The organism is Devosia elaeis (genome assembly GCF_001650025.1).
GTDB classification, from domain to species: Bacteria; Pseudomonadota; Alphaproteobacteria; order Rhizobiales; family Devosiaceae; genus Devosia; species Devosia elaeis.
On record NZ_LVVY01000072.1, the window covers coordinates 92460 to 109847 of the forward strand.

The following is a 17388-nucleotide window of genomic DNA, read 5'->3' on the forward strand; positions in this document are numbered from 1 at the left end:
TCCTGACCCCTTTCGGTTTTAGAGTGCAGGGCACTGCTTGTCTTCGCGGAAGTCGTGGACGGTCACCGCGCCGGAGATGATGTCGGCAGTGGCCTTTTCGACCGCGGCCGTCATCTCGGGGGTGATCAGCGAAGCATTGTTGTCGTCGAAGGCAGCGCCGACGCCACCTTCAGCAAGGCCCAGCACGACCAGGCCCGGCTCCCAGGTGCCATCTTCCACGCCCTTCATGGCGTTGTAGGTGGCGACGTCGACCTGCTTGACCATCGAGGTCAGGACCGAGCCGGGGTGAAGGTGGTTCTGGTTGCTGTCGACGCCGATCGAGAACTTGCCCGCATCGGCCGCGGCCTGGAGCACGCCCGCGCCAGCACCACCGGCGACCTGGAAGATCACGTCCACGCCCTGGTCGAGCTGGGACTTGGCCACTTCGGTGGCCTTGACCGGGTCGTTGAAGGCTTCAAAGCCGGTGCCGACATAGGTTTCGAGCACTTCGATATCGGGGTTCACCGACTTGGCGCCCTGGGCATAGCCACAGGCAAAGGCTTCGAGCAGATCGAAATTGAAGGCCGGCACCACGCCGATCTTGCCCGATTCCGACTTCATCGCGGCCAGAATGCCGACGAGATAGGAGCCTTCCTGCTCCTTGAACACCACCGACTGGACATTGGGGAGGTCCACAACGGTGTCGATGATGGTGAACTTGGTATCGGGGAATTCCGGGGCCACGGCGCGCAGGGCGGTTTCCCAGGAGAAGCCCGGCAGCACGATCGGGTTATTGCCGCGCGAGGCGAACTGGCGGACAGCCTGCTCGCGCATGGCGTCGCCGGAGATTTCCAGGTCCTGATAGGCGCCGCCTTCGGCCTTGAAACGCTCGGCACCGTTATAGGCCGCTTCGTTGAACGACTTGTCGAACTTGCCGCCGCCGTCATAGACGAGCGCGCCATCCGCAAAGGCCGCGCCGGCCATCAGGGCGCTTGCCGCGACGCCGCCGGCAATAGCCTTGGTAAGGGTCGAAATTTTCATTGATTAGTCTCCCTGTCTCGCACCCAGCGCCGGAAACGCGTCCCCGGGCAACTGCGTGCGCTATCGCGCGATAAAATCGTGCAATGGCGCTGCCCGCAAGAGGGATGACGCGATATTTTTCCATATGGTCAAAATCTGCGCGGCGTGCCCGCCGGACGGCAGGATCGGCGCAGGGACAGGGACCGGCTACCAGCGCGCCAGCACGAACTGGAACATCTGTCCCAAATCCAGACCGGAATCGGCATAGAGCGTGCCCAATATGGCCAAGGCGGCGATGGCGTAAAGGGTGAGGGTGTCGCGGGTCTGGGAGGACATGGATGATTTGAGACAAATTGCGTGGATCGCCTGTCTCTAGCGCATCCGGCGCGGCGGAATCGTGGCATCTCGGCGGCGGCTGGGGATGTGGTTAAGGCCCGGTTAAGGTCGGTCGGGACCCAGGGGCGCGATCTCGGCGCCCATGGCCGTGGCGAAGCGCTCGAAGAAGCCGTCGATGATCTTCTGAGCCGAATTGCCGACTATGGCCTTGCCCAGTTTCATGATCTGTCCCGACGCGCCGCCATGGGCGGTGAAGGCCAGGAGCGTCGCCTCTTCATCATCGGCGAGCGTGATATCCGCCGCCCCTTCGGCCAGGCCCATAATGCCGCCCTTGCCGCGCCCGGACAGGGTATAGCTCTCTGCCGGGCTTACATCGGACAGCATCAGCTCGCCTTTGAACACCGGCTTGACCATGCCCAGATTGACCGTGATTTCGAGATCAAGCCGATCGGGGCCCGACCAGGCGATGTGGCTGCATCCCGGAATGGCGGCCTTAAGCATTGCCGGATCGTTGAGCGCGGCCCAGACGGTGCTGCGGGGCGCGGCGATGCGATAGCGTCCACCGAACTCCATCAGCGAGCCCTGATGCGCGGCTTCCGCCCGGAAACCGGGGCCGGTGAGGGATTGGACATTTCGGCGACCCCTGTTCTTTACCTGCGGCTTTTTCGCACCAATATGAGCTAAATAGTTGGCCATACGCGCACTTGCAATTGTCAGGCGGCACGGCAGACGCAATCTAGAGCCTGGTGCAATGCCAGATTGGGCCCGTTCTACAGGGAGACAGGGATGACCGACCAAGTGACCACGACCGCAACGCCCGCCGCAGCCGGTGTGACCACGCTGGCCGAAAAGCCGCTGCAATATCTCGACAAGGCGGTCAACGCCATCCGCGACCTGGGCATCTGGCCCGAGCAGCAGGGCGAGCAGCCGATCACCGGTCTGTTGAGCCAGATCACCGAACTGGACGAAACCCGCGTCATCCTGATCGGCCGGACGCTGAGCCAGGCCAGCGCCTTCAACGAAGTGGTGCGCGAACAGGTCGCCGCCATGAAGATCGGCGAGCGCTACGAGGACATCACCAAGGGCTTCGATTCCATCCGCGACGACGCCAAGATGCTGGTCGACCAGTTGCAGGACAACAAGATCGACCTGATGGAGCGCGTCTCCAATGTGTGGATGAAGGTGAGCCGCGGCGACATCTCCACCCGCTTCAACAGGATCCGCGACACCTATCTCGAGGTCACCCGGGACACCAAGGACCAGATCGACCGCGAGCACACCATTCTCGAAGCCTATCGCGATTTCCGCGGCGCCCTGAAGCAGGCCGAGGTGATGGCGCTGGAATTGCTGCAGGTTGCCGAAAAGCGCCTCGCCGACAAGAAGAACATCCTGCAGAAATCGGCCGACGAACTGGCCGCCTATGCCGGGGACGTGCCGGCGGACCGGGCGCGGCTGGAAATGGCCCGCGACGAACGCCTGCGCGAGATGCAGAACGAGGAAAAGCGCTACCAGATCGCCAAGGACCTCTCGGACAATCTCACCATTTCCTACAACACCTCGGAAGTGGTGATGGCGCGGCTGATGCAGACCACCAATGCCAAGGAGCGCGTCTATCAGCAGTCGATCTCGTTCTTCTCCACCAACGAGACGGTGCTGACGGCTCTTTCGGCCTCCTTCACCGGCATGTTCGGCCTGCACGAATCCACCGAGACGCTGAACGCGATGAAGGAAGGCATGTCCAAGAGCCTGGAAACGCTCAGCGAGATCGGCGACAAGGTACAGGAAGAAGCCATCAAGGCCGGCTACGGCCCGACGGTGCGCGCCGACGCGGTCAAGAAGCTCGTGGATTCGGTGGTCAATTTCCAGGAAAAGAGCCGCGGCATCATCAACGAGATGCGCGTCGCCTCCACCAAGAATTCGGCGGAAATCCGCGACGCGGTGGAAGACGGCAAGCGCCGCCTGGCGACGCTGGCCGCAGAGGGCAATGCCCTGCTGCTCGAAACCAAGAATTGAGGCCGTGAAGATCGGGGCAAAGGCTGGGCATGAGTGACGCGACGGCGAAGCCCGCTGCACCTCTGGACGAGGTCATGCTGGCGATGGACGTGGTCGACACGCTTCGTCACCGGCAGGATCTGGTGACGCGCGAACTCGATGGGATCGCGCGGGAAAAGCAGCTGATCGAGCGGCTGCGCAATATCTATCACCAGCAGGGCATCGAGGTGCCTGACCACATCCTCAAGGAAGGCGTTTCGGCTCTGGCCGAAAGCCGCTTCACCTATGAGCCCCCTGCCCCCGGCCTGGCGACCAGCCTGGCCTGCCTCTATGTGAGCCGCAAACGCTGGGGCCGGCCGGTCATGGCCGCCCTGGTCGCCCTGGCGGTACTCGGCATCGGCTATTTCGGGGTGTGGCAACCCTATCAGCGCGGCCAGGCCGAGCAGGCCCGGATCGAGCTCAGCCAGACCCTGCCGGCGCAGATGGATGCGCTCTACCAGACCATCTACGAAGAGACCAAGGTGCAGCAGGCCGTGGTGCAGGCGGACGGGCTGATCGCCCGCGGCAAGGCCATGGCCGCCGAAGGCGATCGGGCCGGCGCCGAGGACGCCATTGCGCGCCTGACCGCGCTGCGCGACCAATTGCGCCAGCAATATACGCTGCGCGTGGTCAATCGCGAGGGCGTGCAATCGGGCTTCTGGACCTTCCCCGAGATCAATACCGACGCGACCAATTACTACATCGTGGTCGAGGCGCTGGACCCGGACGGCAACGCGCTGTCGCTGCCCATCCTCAACGAGGAGAACGGACAGACCGAGACGGTGTCGATGTGGGGCGTGCGGGTGCCCGAGAGCATCTACAATGCCGTGGCCGCCGACAAGCAGGACGACGGCATCATCCAGGGCAATATGGTGGGCCGGAAATCGGATGGATTTCTCGAGGTGGAATATCTGATGCCCGTCATGGGCGGCGCGGTGACGCAGTGGTGATGGCATGAGCATTCGTGGACCCCAGGCCCTGGCCAGCCTCGAGGAAGCCATGGGCGACATCCGCCGCGAGGAGGACGAGCTGTCCAAACGGCTGGCGCGCTCGGCCGAGCGCGTCACCAAGATCAAGGAAAGCGAAGCCGAGCTGTTCCGGCAATTGGCGCAATTGCGGCTGGACCCGGCCATGCAGGGCGAGCTGGACGGGCGCATTTCCAGTGCCGAGGCCAAGGCCCGCGACATGCTCAAGGACCATGCGCGGGACGTGGGCGCGGCCGAGCAGGCGCTGAGCGACCTGGACGCCAGGCGCGCCGCCCTGATCGAGAAACGCACTGAAGCCGTGGCGCGGCTCGACGAGCAGCAGAAAAAGCTCGACGCGCTGACCGCGAGCTTGCGGGGCCAGCTGGCCGGCGATGCCGAATTCCAGGCCAAGAAGAGCCAGACCGAGGAACTGGACCGCGTCGCCGAACAATCGATGCGCAAGACCGAGCTGGCCGAGACCGACCGCGAGGAAAAGGGCCGCCCCTACCGGGACGATCCGCTGTTCATGTATCTGTGGGATGCCGGCTATGGCACCAGCAGCTACAAGGCCGGCAATCTGACGCGCTATTTCGATGCCATGGTGGCCAATCTGATCGGCTTCCAGAAGGCGCGGCCGAACTACGCCATGCTCAACGAAATCCCGCTGCGTCTGCGCGAGCATGCAGAGCGCCAGGAACAGCTGGTGCAGGAGGCCGAGGCCGAACTGGCGGCGCTGGAAGTCGCGGCCGTCGATGGCGCGGGCGGCAAGCCGATCCGCCAGGCCATCGCGGCTGCACAGGCGGAAATCGAGCGGCTCGACGCCGATATCCTGGCCGCCGAGGACCAGCGGGACGCGGCCGCCGGCCGGCTGCAGGAACTGGCGGACGGCAAGGACCCGGCGTTCGAAACGGCGACGGCGGAGCTGGCGGCGGCGCTGGGCCGGGAAGATATCCAGACCCTGCTGGCAGCGGCGCGCCAGACGCGCACCGGCCAGGACGATACCATCGTCGCCCAGATCGACGATGCCCGCACGCGGCTGCGCGAGGAGGACGAAGAGGGTCGCGAATTGCGCGAGCGGCTGAAGACGCTGGCGGCAAGGCGGCGCGAGCTGGAAGACATCCAGTGGGAATTCAAGAAGCAGCGCTTCGACGATCCCACGTCCAGCTTCAAGGAGGACCGGCTGGTCGGCGACCTGCTGGACCAGTTCCTGCGCGGCGGCATTTCGGCCGCGAGCTATTGGGATCAATGGCGGCGCAGCCAAAACTGGGCGCCGGGCAGCGAATGGGGCGCGGGCTATAAGAGCACTCGCCAGAGCCGTAGCAATGCCGGCAGCAATCCCTGGCCCCCGAGCGGCGGCGGCTTCAATTGGCCCGATGGCAGTTTCGGCGGCGGCGGGAGCGGCAGCCGCAAGAGCAGACCCAGCGGCGGCTTCGGTGGCAGCTGGGGGGGCGGGTCGTCCTCAGGCGGCGGCGGCTTTTCGCGCCCGCGCACGGGCTCCTCGGGCACGCGCAAGCATGGCGGGTTCAAGACCGGCGGCGGGTTCTAGGGCGGTCCTGTCTACCACCGCTCGTCACCCTCGGGCTTGACCCGAGGGCGTTTTCGGCGTCGCAAGAGCCCTCGGATCAGGCCCGAAGGGATGGCGATCTGTGCGGGAACGCCCCGAACCGCCCTTGGCCTCAATTCACCGCTGGCGTGGCCATCACTTCCCAGACATTGCCCTCGCTGTCCTCGAAATAGGCCGAATAGCCCCATTCCGATTGCGTGCCGGGAGTGATGACGGCGCCGCCCGCGACCAGGACGCGGTCGAGAATGGCGTCCACGGCTTCGGGGCTTTCGGCGCGGTGGCTGAGCACGAAACCGGGCGTGCCGGCAATGGCCTCCGGCTTGCCGGCGGTCTGGGCGATCGCGGCACGCGGGAACAGCACGAAGGAGAACTTGTCATCGAAAAAGAAGGCAACATGGTCCTCGCCGGCGCCGATCTGGTCGTCGGCGATATCGAAAAGGGCGCGGTAGAAGGCAAAGGCCCGCTCGAGATCCTCGACCCCGATGGTGATGATCGAGATTTCGGGTTTCATCGTCACACCTTCTCGGCGCCGGTGGAGAACAGGGCCTCGAATCGCCCGTCCTCGATGCGCGCGGCGGCGATCACCGCCTGGGTGCGGCTGTCCACGTCGAGCTTCTGCAGGATGGCCGAGACGTGCGCCTTGACCGTGGCTTCCGAAATGGACAGCTCATAGGCGATCTGCTTGTTCATCAGCCCGTCGCTGAGCATCATCAGCACCCGCACCTGTTGCGGCGTCAGCGTGGCGAGCCGCTTCATCAGGGCGCTGTGATCGTCCTCGCCGCCCAGGCTGGTGCCGGCGGGCACGAAGACCTCGCCGGAGAGCACGGTTTCGATGGCGCGGCGGATTTCCGTGGGGCCGACCGATTTGTGCAGGTAGCCGGCGGCGCCCAGCTCGAAGGCGCGGCGGATGACGGTGCCGTCCTCGACCGCGGAAATGATCATCACCGGAATATCGGGATATTGGGCGCGCAGCAGCAGCAGGCCCGAAAAGCCCCTGACCCCGGGCATGTTGAGATCGAGCAGGACGAGGTCGCAATCCCGGTCGGCATCGAGCGCGGCGCTGAGGCCATTGAGGTCGCCGGCCTCCTCGACGCTGATCGTGGCATCGCCCCCGGCCAGCGTCTGGCGCAGGGCCGCGCGGAACAGGGGATGGTCGTCGACGATGATGATGCGGCGGCGCGTCATGGACAAATACCTATATTCTCGTCCGTAATAACCCAAATTGGTCGGGTTTTCTGCGGGGCAGGCTTGCATATTGCGACAATGCTTAACGGCTTCTTTACCATGTTTTCCCAAGAGTGGGCCTCATACCTTCGTGTTGAATCGCGAGGGGTCCGTCTATTTGTGACAGGTACCCGACATGGCGCGCGCTTACCCCTTATCGGACCATCCCGACCTGGACCGCGATGCCGGCGCCGGCGAATGGCAGGCCTTGCGCGGCGAGCTGGTCGCCCTGCTCGACAAGGTTGAAAGCCATTATGGCCAGGCCGAAATCGAGCCGGAGCAGCCGGCCATCAGCGGGCTGGCGCAACGGGTCAGGCATTTGCGCGACCAGATGAGCGGCACCGAAAGCGCCTCGCGCCGGCAGGAGGCCCTGCGCACGGTCAAGCGCGCGGTGGACCGGTTCAGCGACCGCGACAGAGCCATCTTTGCCGAAGACGAGGACGACCTGTCCGAGGCCATCGCCGAAATCCGCAGCCGGCAGGGCGCGGCCATGCCGGGGCGGCGCCTGGACATGCCGGAAATCCGCGAGCTGGGACAGCTCGTGGGCGGCATGAGCCAGCGCCTGGAGCGGCTCGAAGGCGAACTCAAGGCGCAGCGCTCCAATTCGGGCCATGTGCGCGAGGTGGCCGGGCAGGTGGAGCAATTGACCCAGGTGGTGGAATTGCTGGCCGGCGCCATCGGGGAGACCGGGCAGGTCAAGCGCCTCGAAACCCAGATCGCGGCGCTGGCCGGCATGATCGAGAATTCCCCCCAGCCCGACCTCGCCGCCATCAATGCGCGCCTGGACGATGTCTCCGGCACGGTCGGCAAGCTGGCCGAATTGCAGGCCGAACAGATGGAACGCGAAGTGGCGCGGGAAAAAAAGCGCGCCACCAAGGCCGATCCGTCGGCCAAGATCGCCCCGGCAATGCAGGCCATCGAAGAGAGCGTGCGCAACGTCTACGACCGGATCGACACGATCGAGAAGAATGTCGCGCTCTCCTCGGGCGATTTCGAGAAGCTGACCGGCGAATTGGCTGCCTTCACGCAGGCGATGAAGGACAATGCCGGCGCGCCCAAGCTGCTGGCGGGCCGGGTCGAGGCGCTGGCCGAGCGGCTGGAAGGGCTGGACAATGGCAGCGGCGAGGTCGCCGCGCTCAAGGCCGATATCGCCGCCCTGCGCGATGCGGTGCTGACGGGCATGGAGCCACGCTTTTCCCGCATCGAAAGCCAGATCGAGGCGCTGAGCGGGCGGATCGACACCGGCGCGGTGGAAAACCAGCTCAAGGCGCTGATGGCGCGCATGGACGATGCCGGCGCGCAATTGGACGGGCTGGCGCGGCTCTATGCCAGCGCCGAGGACCGCCCCGATTTCGAGGCCCTGGCCAATATGGTGGCCGAGCGGACGGGCGAAATGGTGAGCCGCAAGGCGGTCGCGCCAGTGGCCGTGTTCGGCCCCGAAAGCCTCAAGAGCATCGAGGACCGGCTGACCGGGCTGATCAAGTCGGCCGGCAAGACGCCCGATTACGACGTTCTGGCCGACATGATCGCCGCGCGCGCCTCCGAGGCTGTGACCCGGTCGGCGCCGGCAGCCGATGGCGAAGGCATGCAGGCGATGGAAAAGCGCATGACCGCGCTGCTCAACACCGCCGGCAAGGAAACCACCGACCGCCTGGCCCGGCTCGAAGCCCTGCTGTCGCAGCGCGACGCGTCCGACAAGGTGGCGGCTCCTGCTCCCACCCTGCCCGGCAAGCCGGAGCCGGCGACTGCCGAGACCAAGCCTGCCGAAGCCCCTGCCGACGCCTTCCGCGAAGCCATGCGGTCGCGCCGGCCCAGCAGCGACAGGCTCGACGCCATTCTGGCCAATCTCAGCCGGGAGCATGGCGACGTCATGCCCACCAATCCCGCCGACGAGGCGCCGCTGGTCGATCCCGGCTTCAAGCGCGACACTGGCGCCGCGGCGCCCAAGGCCGTTGTGCCGGCCCGCGTGAAACCGGAAACCGCCCCGCTCAATGCGCCGCCGCGCGGCTTCGATCCCAGCACGGCGGAAAAGCCGCCCCGCCCGCAATCGAGCCTGGCGCCCGACGAGCCCGATCCCTTCGCCGATCGTGCCGCGCCGGAAGCGGTCCCGGAGCCCAGCGCTCCCGTATCCAGCACCAGCACCTTCGTCGCCGCCGCGCGCCGGGCCCAGCGGCTGCGCCAGGAGCAGGCGGAAAGCACGACCAGCAATTCCATTATCGGCCGCGCCCTGGCCCGGGTGCGCCCAGCCAAGGACGAGACCGCCGAGGCCCCCACGGCCCCGCCCGCCGTGGCAGCCGAGGAGCGGCCCGCCAGGAAGGCCAAAAAAGACAAGATAGAGGCGCCCAGCCTGGCCACGGACGCGGTCGAAGAAGCCGGCGAGCCCGGCTTCCTGACCCGTCACCGCCGGCCGCTGCTGCTGGCGGCGACGCTGGTGGCCGTGTCCATGCTGGCGCTCAACCTGGTGCTGCAGCGCATGAACGCGCCGGTAACCGCCGCCCCGGCCCAGGCCAGCGCCACCATGGCGCCGGCAGCGAACAATCCGCCGCCATCGGAGGATCAGTCCGCCACCATCCCGCCCCGCGTGATCGACCTGGTCGATACGGTGGCCACCGGCTCGATCAATCCGGGCGAACCGATGCGGTTCTCGAAATCGCCGGTCGCGGCAGTCTCGACGCCGGCCCCGCCCGATCTGGCGGCCGCGCCGTCCGTCGCGACCGAAGCGGAAATCACTGGATCGATTGCCGAGAACCCCGCCCTGCCCGAGGCCTTCGAGCTGCCGCCCGAAGCCATCGGCCCGGCGGAGCTGCGCGAGGCGGCCGCCAAGGGCAATGCCCAGGCACAATTCGAAGTGGCCGCGATCTTCAGCGAGGGCGGCCCGCTGGACAAGGATTTCGAGGAAGCGGCCAAGTGGTATGAACGCGCCGCCGCGCAGGGTTTCGCCCCGGCGCAATACCGGCTGGGCAATCTCTACGAGGTCGGCTCGGGCGTCGAAAAGGACCTCGAACAGGCCCGGCTCTGGTATCAGCGCGGCGCCGAGGCCGGCAATCGCATGGCGATGCACAATCTGGCCGCGCTCTATGCCGGCGGGCAGTTGGGCGAGCAGCAATTCGAGCTGGCCGCCGAATGGTTCGAGCAGGCGGCCAATCACGGCATGACCGACAGCCAGTTCAATCTGGGCATGCTGCATGCGCGCGGCCTGGGCGTCGAGCAGAGCTTCGAGCAATCGTTCAAGTGGTTCTCGCTGGCGGCGCAGAGCGGCGACAAGGATGCGGGCCAGGCGCGCGACGACATCGCCAAGTCCCTGTCGGCCGAAGCGGTGAGCCGCATCGCCGAGGAAGTGAAGGCCTGGAAGGCCGAGCCGGTGGACCTGGCGGCCAATTTCGCGCCCATCGGCACCTGGTCGTCCGGCTTCGATCCGGGCGAAACGCTGGCCGACCGCGATATCACGCTCAAGGTGCAGCAGACGCTGGCGCGGCTCGGTTTCGATATCGGCACGCCCGACGGGGTGGCCGGTCCTAAGACGGCCGACGCCATCAAGGCCTTCGAGCGGGCGACGGGCATGAGCGAAGTGGGCCGAATCAATCCCCGCCTGCTGGCCGTCCTGGGGAGCCAGCCGGTCTAGCGCGCTTCCCGCTCCACGGCCCGCCGGGCTGGATTTGACACCCCGCCGGCCTGGGCCTATGCCCGGGCCATATTTTTTCGCGTGAGGCCCCAGGGCTTTGACCTCTTGTTGACGGACCGTCCCTTAGGATGGGCCGCGAACCATATTACGGGATTTCAGATCTTGCAGGTCTATCTGCCGATCGCCGAGCTTTCCGTGAACCTCTTCTTTCTCGTGGGGATCGGAGGGGCGGTCGGGTTTCTGTCCGGTCTGTTCGGTGTGGGCGGCGGGTTCCTCTTGACGCCGCTCCTGATCTTTTCCGGTGTGCCGACGGCCGTGGCCGTGGCCTCCGTCACCGGGCAGGTGGTGGCCGCCTCGACCTCGGGCGCGCTGAGCCATTACCGGCGCGGCGGCATCGACCTGCATCTGGCGCTCTACCTGGTCCTGTCCGGCATATTGGGCGCCTTTGGCGGGGTGGCGGCCTTTGCCCTGCTGCGCGATGCCGGCCAGCTCGACCTGGTCATCGCCGTCGGCTTCCTGGTGCTGCTGGGCTTTGTCGGCATCATGATGCTGCAGGAATCAGTGCGAGCCCTGCTCAAGCGCCGGCAGGGCATCGTGGTGCGCGAGCGCATGCCCCATCAGCACACCTGGATGCATGGCCTGCCCTGGCGGGTGCGGTTCAAGAAGAGCCGGCTCTATATCAGCGTGCTGCCGGTGCTGGTCATCGGCCTGTTCATCGGCTTCGTCGGCTCGCTTCTGGGCATTGGCGGCGGCTTCATCATGGTGCCGGCTTTGGTCTATCTGCTGCGGGTGCCCGGCAATGTGGTGATCGGCACCTCGCTGGCGCAGGTGGTGGCCATGATGGCGGCGACGACGGTGCTGCATGCGGTGCAGAGCCAGAGCGTCGACATGCTGCTGGCCTTCTGCCTCATGGTGGGCGGGGTGGCCGGCGCCCAGTTCGGCGCGGCGGCGGGCAAGCATTTGCGCGGCGAACAATTGCGCGGCCTGCTGGCCCTGCTGGTGCTGGCGGTGGCCATCCGTTTCGGGCTCTCGCTGGTGCTGACGCCGAGCGATGTCTATTCCATGGCCGTCACGAGTATCGCGCGATGAGCCGCCTCGCCCTGATCCTGCTGCTCCTGCTCGCCCTGACCCTGCCCACCCAGGCCCAGCGGCTCATCTCCAGCCTCTCCAATGACAGCGTGCAGATCACCTCCAGCTTCGACGGGGAAAGGCTGACCTTTTTTGGCACGATCGCCCCGGCGGCGGGGGCCGAGCAGCGCTTTGTGGAAGGGCCGTTCCAGGTGGTGGTGGTGGTGCTCGGACCGGCCCAGGACCGGGTCGCGCGGCGGAAAACCAACAATTTCGGCATCTGGCTCAATACCGAGCAGGTCGCCTTCCGGCGCTTTCCGAGCTATTTCCACGTGCTCTCGAGCCGGCGCCTGCTGGAAATCGCCGATATCAACCTGCTCAACCAGAATTTCATCCTGCCCGAAGCCTATGCCATGGCGCCCAATCCCGCCGGCTTCATGCGGACACTGACCTTCGGGCGCGAGCTGATCCGCATCATGTCCGAGGAAGGCCTGTTCGGGGTGCAGGAAAACGGCGTGCAATTCCTGTCCGACACCTTCTATTCGGCGCAGCTGACCCTGCCGAGCAGCGCCCCGCCGGGGCCCTATATCGCCCAGACCTATGTGTTCAAGGACGGCCAGATCATCGCCCGCAAGTCGGAGGGATTTTCGGTGCGCAAGATCGGCTTCGAGCGGTTCCTGGCGCAATCGGCCGCCCAGTCGCCGCTGCTCTACGGTCTGGCTTGCGTGGTCCTGGCCTTGGTCACCGGCTGGCTCGGCGGCGTTATTTTCAGGCGTTGACAGATATTTAGCCACCGACCAGGCGCTTGACCGGCACGGGATAGAGCCGGTCTCGGCCCAGCATGGTGACTTCCAGGGCCGGGAGGTGGAACAGGCCGAAAAAGGCGGGCGACAGGATGTTGATGGCGCCGGTGGAGCTGCCATAGGCGGGCAGGATCATCAGGCGATTGTCGTGGACGAAGCAGGGCCGGCGGGTCGAACGGCCATTGATGGCAACGCGGGCGGCCGGGTGGAGATGCCCGGAAATCAGGCCGTTTCGACCCTTGGCCGGCTCGTGGGCGAACAGGAGCCCATCCAGTTCCAGCTCGGGCAGGCAGGTGCCGCCGATGGCATGGGGGAGCGGGTCGTGATTGCCCGAAAGCCAGATGCAGTCCACCGCATCGACGATAGCATCGAGGCGCATCCGGTCCGAATTGGTTAGCAGACTGCTAGCGTCGACACGATGAAAAGTGTCGCCCAGCGACAAAAGCGTCGTCGCACCGGTCCGGCGCAGATCGGCTTCGAGCCGGGTGAGGGTCATGGCCGTGTCGTAGGGGGGCAACATCTGACCGCGGCGGGCAAAGCTGGCCATCTTTTCGAAATGCAGGTCGGCGACCAGCAAGGTCTGCCGCGCGCGCCAAAAAAGAGCGCCGGAGGGGAGCGGTTCGAAATTGTGGCTGGCGAAACGCAGCACGGGAGTGTCCGGAATGGGATCAGCGAGGGCGGCGTTGTTCATATGGTCTTTGTGTCGTCCAAAACGAAGGCCCCCTCATCCGCCCTTCGGGCACCTTCTCCCACGAGGGGAGAAGGGAAGGGTTCAGTGTTCGCCAACGGCTTCTTTCAGAAGTTCCTCGGCGGCATCAGCCATAGCTGATTCCCGGCCTTCCCCGAAAATGGGTTCCTTGCCGATATCGAGCATGACGGGGACGGCGAGCGGTGAAATCTGCGTGAGCGGCTTGTGCACGATGTGGGAGCGGATGCGGGCCAGCATGTGGCCGAGCCGTTCGATATCGAGCAGCCCCCGGGCGGCATCGTGCCGGGTGGCCTGGATGAGGATGTGGTCGGGCTCGTGCTGGTAGAGCACGTCATAGATGAGGTCGGAGCTCATGGTGATCTGGCGGCCGGTCTTTTCCTTGCCGGGATGCCGCCGCTCGATGAGGCCCGCGATGATGGCGCAATTGCGGAAGGTGCGCTTCATCAGGGCGGATTCGTCGAGCCAGGCTTCGAGATCGTCGCCCAGCATGTCCTGGGAGAACAGTTCGTCGAGGCTGAGCCGGTCGGTGCGGATGAGGGCGGAGAGATCGCCCAGGCCCCAGATGGCCAGCGCATATTCGGAGGCGACGAAGCCGAGCGGGCGGGCGCGCATGCGTTCGAGCCGGCGGGTGAGCAGCATGCCCAGGGTCTGGTGGGCCAGCCGCCCCTCGAAGGGATAGCAGACCAGGTAATTGTGGGTGCCGCGCGGGAAGGTTTCGACGAGCAGGCTGTCGCGGCGCGGCAGGACGGAGAAATCGCGCTGCAGGCGCAGCCAGTCGGCGACCTGGTCCGGCAGGCGGGACCAATCGGCGGGGCTGTCCATGATGCGGCGGACGCGCTCGGCCAGATAGGTGGAGAGCGGAAACTTGCCGCCGTAATAGGAGGGGATTTTGGGGTCCTTGGCATAGGCGCGGGACACGAAGGCCTCATTGTCCTTCATGCCCTCGAAGGCGACGATCTCGCCGCCAAAGGCGAAGGTGTCGCCGATGGAGAGGGTGCCGAAGAAATATTCCTCCATCTCGCCCAGCACGCGCCCGCCGGCGCCGATGGGGCCGGTGGTGCGGCCCTGCTTTTCGCTCCTGGAGCGCACCAGGCGCACCCGGACCATGGGCTCTTCCACGATGGTGCCGATATTGAGCCGGTATTGCTGGGCCACCTGCGGATGGGCGATGCGCCATTTGCCCTCGGGCGTCCGCCGCAGGCGGGCATAGCGCTCATAGGCGCGCAGGGCATAGCCGCCCGTGGCCACGAAATCGAGCACGCGGTCGAACTGGGCGCGCGGCAGGTCGCGATAGGGCCAGGCGCGGGTGATCTCAGCATAGAGATCGTCGGCGTGGAAGGGCTCGGCACAGGCCATGCCGAGCACGTGCTGGGCCAACACGTCATAGCCGCCGGGCTGGGGGTCCTCGCTGTCCTGATGCCCCTCGGCGACGGCCTCCACCGCCGCTTCACATTCGAGCACTTCGAAGCGATTGGAGGGCACGAGCAGCGCCTTGGAGGGATCGTCCAGCCGGTGATTGGCGCGGCCGATGCGCTGCAGCATGCGCGACGACCCCTTGGGCGCACCGACCTGGACCACCAGATCGACATCGCCCCAGTCGATGCCGAGATCGAGGGTGGAGGTGCAGACCACCGCCTTGAGCTTGCCCGAGGCCATGGCCGCCTCGACCTTGCGGCGCTGTTCGACCGAGAGCGAGCCATGGTGGAGGGCAATGGGCAGCATGTCCTCGTTGATGTCCCAGAGGCCCTGGAACAGCATTTCCGCCTGGGAGCGGGTATTGACGAAGAGCAGCGTGGTCTTGTGCCGCTTGATGATGTCGTAGAGTTCGGGCCGGGCATAGGCGGCCGAATGGCCGGCCCAGGGCAGGCGCTGCTCGGTCTCGAGGATGGCCAGCTCGGGGGGCGCGCCGCCCTGCATGCGGAGCAGCTCGGTATTCCGGCTCGGCAGGGGGCGGGCGATCCAGTCGGCCAGCAGATCGGGCCGGGCCACGGTGGCCGAAAGGGCGGTGATGCGCATGTCCGGCGCGAGAGCGGCAAGGCGGGCCAGGCCGAGAGCCAGGAGATCGCCACGCTTACTGGTGACCAGAGCATGAAGCTCGTCGAGGACGACGCGGCGCAGGGAGCCGAACATGAGCTCGGCATGGGGATGGGAGATGAGCAGGGCCAATTGCTCGGGCGTGGTCAGCAGCACCTGGGGCGGCTTGACCCGCTGGCGGGCCCGCTTGGCCGCCGACGTATCGCCGGTGCGCGCCTCGACGCGGATGGGCAGGCCCATTTCGGCAATGGGGGTGGAGAGATTGCGCTGCACGTCCACCGCCAGGGCTTTCAGCGGGGAAATGTAGAGGGTGTGGAGGCCGTCGAACCGGCCGTCCACCAGATCGGCCAAAGTGGGCAGGAAGCCGGCCAGGGTCTTGCCGGCGCCGGTGGGGGCGATAAGGAGCTGGCTGGCGCCGGACTGGTAGGAGGCCAGCACATCGAGCTGGTGCCGGCGGGGGGACCAGGTGCGGGCGGCGAACCAGGAGGCGATGATGGGGGGGAGGTTTGGAGTTTTGGCCATGGCACCCCCTCACCCGTCTCGGCCTTCGGCCGATCCACCCTCTCCCCAAGGGGGAGAGGAACAAGAGGCGAGCGCAGGACCATTCTTCTCCCCCTCGGGGAGAAGGTGGCCCGAAGGGCCGGATGAGGGGGATGCCGGCAAAGTTGACAAGGCGCACCTAACACAAATCAGCCAGGAGCCTATATGATGGTCAGATTCCTGCCAAACGGAGTGGACCGATGACAGAAGACTATCGCCCCGAGCCGCGTTCCGCATTGGCGCGCTTCATGGGAGGCAGCCCGGTTTCGGTACTGATCAGGCTGGTGCTGATCTCGCTGATGGTGGGGTTCGTCATGTCGGTCTTCGGGTTCAATGCGGGCGACCTGGTGCGCGGCGCGGTCGAGATGGTGCGCGAGGCCATCCGCGACGGGGCGGGCCTGTTCCGGCAATTGGGCTCCTATGCGCTGGCGGGCGCGGCCATCGTCGTGCCGATCTGGCTGCTGCTGCGGCTGACGCGGGCGCGCTGAGCCATGCCGGAGGTGATCCGGCTGGCGCCGCAGGCGGCCCTGGCAAGGCTGGTGCCGCATATTCTGGAAATGGAAAGCGCCGCCGATGGGCGACGCATCGCCATCGGGCTGGCCGGCGGGCCGGGGGTGGGCAAATCCACCCTCGCCGTGGAACTGGTGGCCATGCTCAACGCGGTCAAGCCCGGCAGCGCCGCCTATGTGCCCATGGACGGCTTCCATATGAAGCACGAGAAGATCGAGGCGATGGGACAGGCCGATTTCAAGGGCGCGCCGCATACTTTCGAGGGTGCCGCCTTTGTCGGCTTCCTGCATCACCTCAAGCACGCGAGCGGGCCCGTAAGCGGGCCGGGCTATAGCCGCAAGATCGAGGACGTGGTGGAAAACGCCTTCACAGTGTCGCCGGACGTGCGGGTGCTGGTGGTGGAGGGCAATTACCTGCTGCTGACCGAGGGGCCCTGGGCCGGGGTGAAGGCGCTGCTCGATTATGCGGTGTTCCTGCATGTGAAGCGCGACCTGGTGCGGGCGCGGCTGATGCAGCGGCACGGGGAGGAAGGGCTGTTTTCCGAAGCGCGCAACAGGGCCCATATCGAGCGCAACGACCTGCCCAATTACGACCTGGTGGAGCAATCGCGGGACCGGGCCGATGTGGTGTTCGAGATGATGGTGGCGGAATAGGCCCGTCCGTAGCGGAGGCAGTTCCGCAAAAGCGGGAACCCCTGTTTGCGAAACGTGTATCGGTAACGGAGGTCCCCGCTTTCGCGGGGATGACGTCGTGAAAATGCGGGGACTGGTGCGCCCTGAGTAGACACTCCCCTCGGATGGTCAGCCGTCACCCTCCTCCGGATCGGCGCTCTTCCCCTCTCCAAGGTCGTCACTCTTCACCCCGCCAAGATCGTCGCCCTTCCCCCCGGATCGTCACCCTCGGGCTTGACCCGAGGGTTCTTTGTTTGCGGGGCCGTGGCAAGAGCCCTCGGGTCAAGCAACTGTGGATTGTTTGATGATGGC

The 17388-nt window shown here is 66.1% G+C and carries 15 protein-coding genes; 8 read left to right on the plus strand and 7 right to left on the minus strand.

Annotation, left to right across the window (positions count from 1 at the left end; all coding sequences use genetic code 11):
• Positions 1–18: 18 nt before the first annotated feature.
• From A3840_RS07260 to A3840_RS07265, 3 genes are all read right to left on the minus strand, one after another.
• The gene (locus tag A3840_RS07260; protein WP_067454112.1) at positions 19–1020 is read right to left on the minus strand and encodes a BMP family lipoprotein; all 1002 of its coding nucleotides are present in this window, start codon (positions 1018–1020) and stop codon (positions 19–21) included.
• A gap of 186 nt (positions 1021–1206) precedes the next feature.
• Positions 1207–1335: a hypothetical protein gene (locus tag A3840_RS20130; RefSeq protein WP_281180555.1), complete on the minus strand. Its 129-nt coding sequence runs from the start codon at positions 1333–1335 to the stop codon at positions 1207–1209.
• A gap of 102 nt (positions 1336–1437) precedes the next feature.
• Positions 1438–1908 carry an SRPBCC family protein gene (locus tag A3840_RS07265; RefSeq protein ID WP_067454115.1) on the minus strand — a complete coding sequence of 157 codons (471 nt, stop codon included), beginning with the start codon at positions 1906–1908 and terminating at the stop codon, positions 1438–1440.
• A 213-nt stretch (positions 1909–2121) separates the two neighbouring features.
• Here A3840_RS07265 and A3840_RS07270 point away from each other — a divergent pair, with 213 nt between their 5' ends.
• From A3840_RS07270 to A3840_RS07280, 3 genes are read left to right on the plus strand one after another with little or no spacing between them, the layout of a single operon-like run.
• A complete protein-coding gene (locus A3840_RS07270; RefSeq protein ID WP_067454118.1) occupies positions 2122–3348 on the plus strand; it encodes a cell surface protein in 1227 nt (408 codons plus the stop codon).
• Positions 3349–3377: 29 nt separating this feature from the next.
• Positions 3378–4316 carry a DUF6384 family protein gene (locus A3840_RS07275; RefSeq protein ID WP_067454120.1) on the plus strand — a complete coding sequence of 313 codons (939 nt, stop codon included), beginning with the start codon at positions 3378–3380 and terminating at the stop codon, positions 4314–4316.
• Between the two features lie 4 nt (positions 4317–4320).
• The gene (locus A3840_RS07280) at positions 4321–5877 is read left to right on the plus strand and encodes a coiled-coil domain-containing protein (RefSeq protein ID WP_067454123.1); all 1557 of its coding nucleotides are present in this window, start codon (positions 4321–4323) and stop codon (positions 5875–5877) included.
• A gap of 130 nt (positions 5878–6007) precedes the next feature.
• On the opposite strand, the gene A3840_RS07285 is transcribed toward A3840_RS07280, so the two are convergent.
• Positions 6008–6406 (minus strand): VOC family protein, encoded by a 399-nt coding sequence (locus A3840_RS07285; protein ID WP_067454164.1) that lies wholly within the window; start codon positions 6404–6406, stop codon positions 6008–6010.
• Between the two features lie 2 nt (positions 6407–6408).
• Entirely contained in the window at positions 6409–7080 is a 672-nt protein-coding gene (locus tag A3840_RS07290) for a response regulator (RefSeq protein WP_067454125.1), read from the minus strand.
• Between the two features lie 175 nt (positions 7081–7255).
• Between A3840_RS07290 and A3840_RS07295 the strand changes: the two genes are divergently transcribed.
• The 3 genes from A3840_RS07295 (at position 7256) to A3840_RS07305 (ending at position 12588) form a co-directional block, all read left to right on the plus strand.
• Positions 7256–10741 carry a peptidoglycan-binding protein gene (locus A3840_RS07295; protein WP_067454128.1) on the plus strand — a complete coding sequence of 1162 codons (3486 nt, stop codon included), beginning with the start codon at positions 7256–7258 and terminating at the stop codon, positions 10739–10741.
• Positions 10742–10903: 162 nt separating this feature from the next.
• Positions 10904–11830, plus strand: coding sequence for a sulfite exporter TauE/SafE family protein (locus A3840_RS07300; RefSeq protein WP_067454131.1), 927 nt, complete (start codon positions 10904–10906; stop codon positions 11828–11830).
• Entirely contained in the window at positions 11827–12588 is a 762-nt protein-coding gene (locus A3840_RS07305) for a TIGR02186 family protein (protein ID WP_067454133.1), read from the plus strand. Before A3840_RS07300 ends, A3840_RS07305 begins: the two co-directional genes overlap by 4 nt.
• Before the next feature lie 7 nt (positions 12589–12595).
• On the opposite strand, the gene pdeM is transcribed toward A3840_RS07305, so the two are convergent.
• Together pdeM and A3840_RS07315 are read right to left on the minus strand one after the other, a co-directional pair.
• On the minus strand, positions 12596–13303 hold the full coding sequence (gene pdeM, locus A3840_RS07310; RefSeq protein ID WP_067454136.1) for a ligase-associated DNA damage response endonuclease PdeM: 708 nt from the start codon (positions 13301–13303) through the stop codon (positions 12596–12598).
• Positions 13304–13384: 81 nt separating this feature from the next.
• Positions 13385–15877, minus strand: coding sequence for a ligase-associated DNA damage response DEXH box helicase (locus A3840_RS07315; RefSeq protein WP_067454139.1), 2493 nt, complete (start codon positions 15875–15877; stop codon positions 13385–13387).
• Between the two features lie 218 nt (positions 15878–16095).
• Between A3840_RS07315 and A3840_RS07320 the strand changes: the two genes are divergently transcribed.
• Together A3840_RS07320 and A3840_RS07325 are read left to right on the plus strand one after the other, a co-directional pair.
• Positions 16096–16383 carry a DUF6460 domain-containing protein gene (locus A3840_RS07320; RefSeq protein WP_067454142.1) on the plus strand — a complete coding sequence of 96 codons (288 nt, stop codon included), beginning with the start codon at positions 16096–16098 and terminating at the stop codon, positions 16381–16383.
• A 3-nt stretch (positions 16384–16386) separates the two neighbouring features.
• Entirely contained in the window at positions 16387–17058 is a 672-nt protein-coding gene (locus tag A3840_RS07325) for a nucleoside/nucleotide kinase family protein (RefSeq protein ID WP_082903718.1), read from the plus strand.
• The last annotated feature ends 330 nt before the right edge of the window (positions 17059–17388 follow it).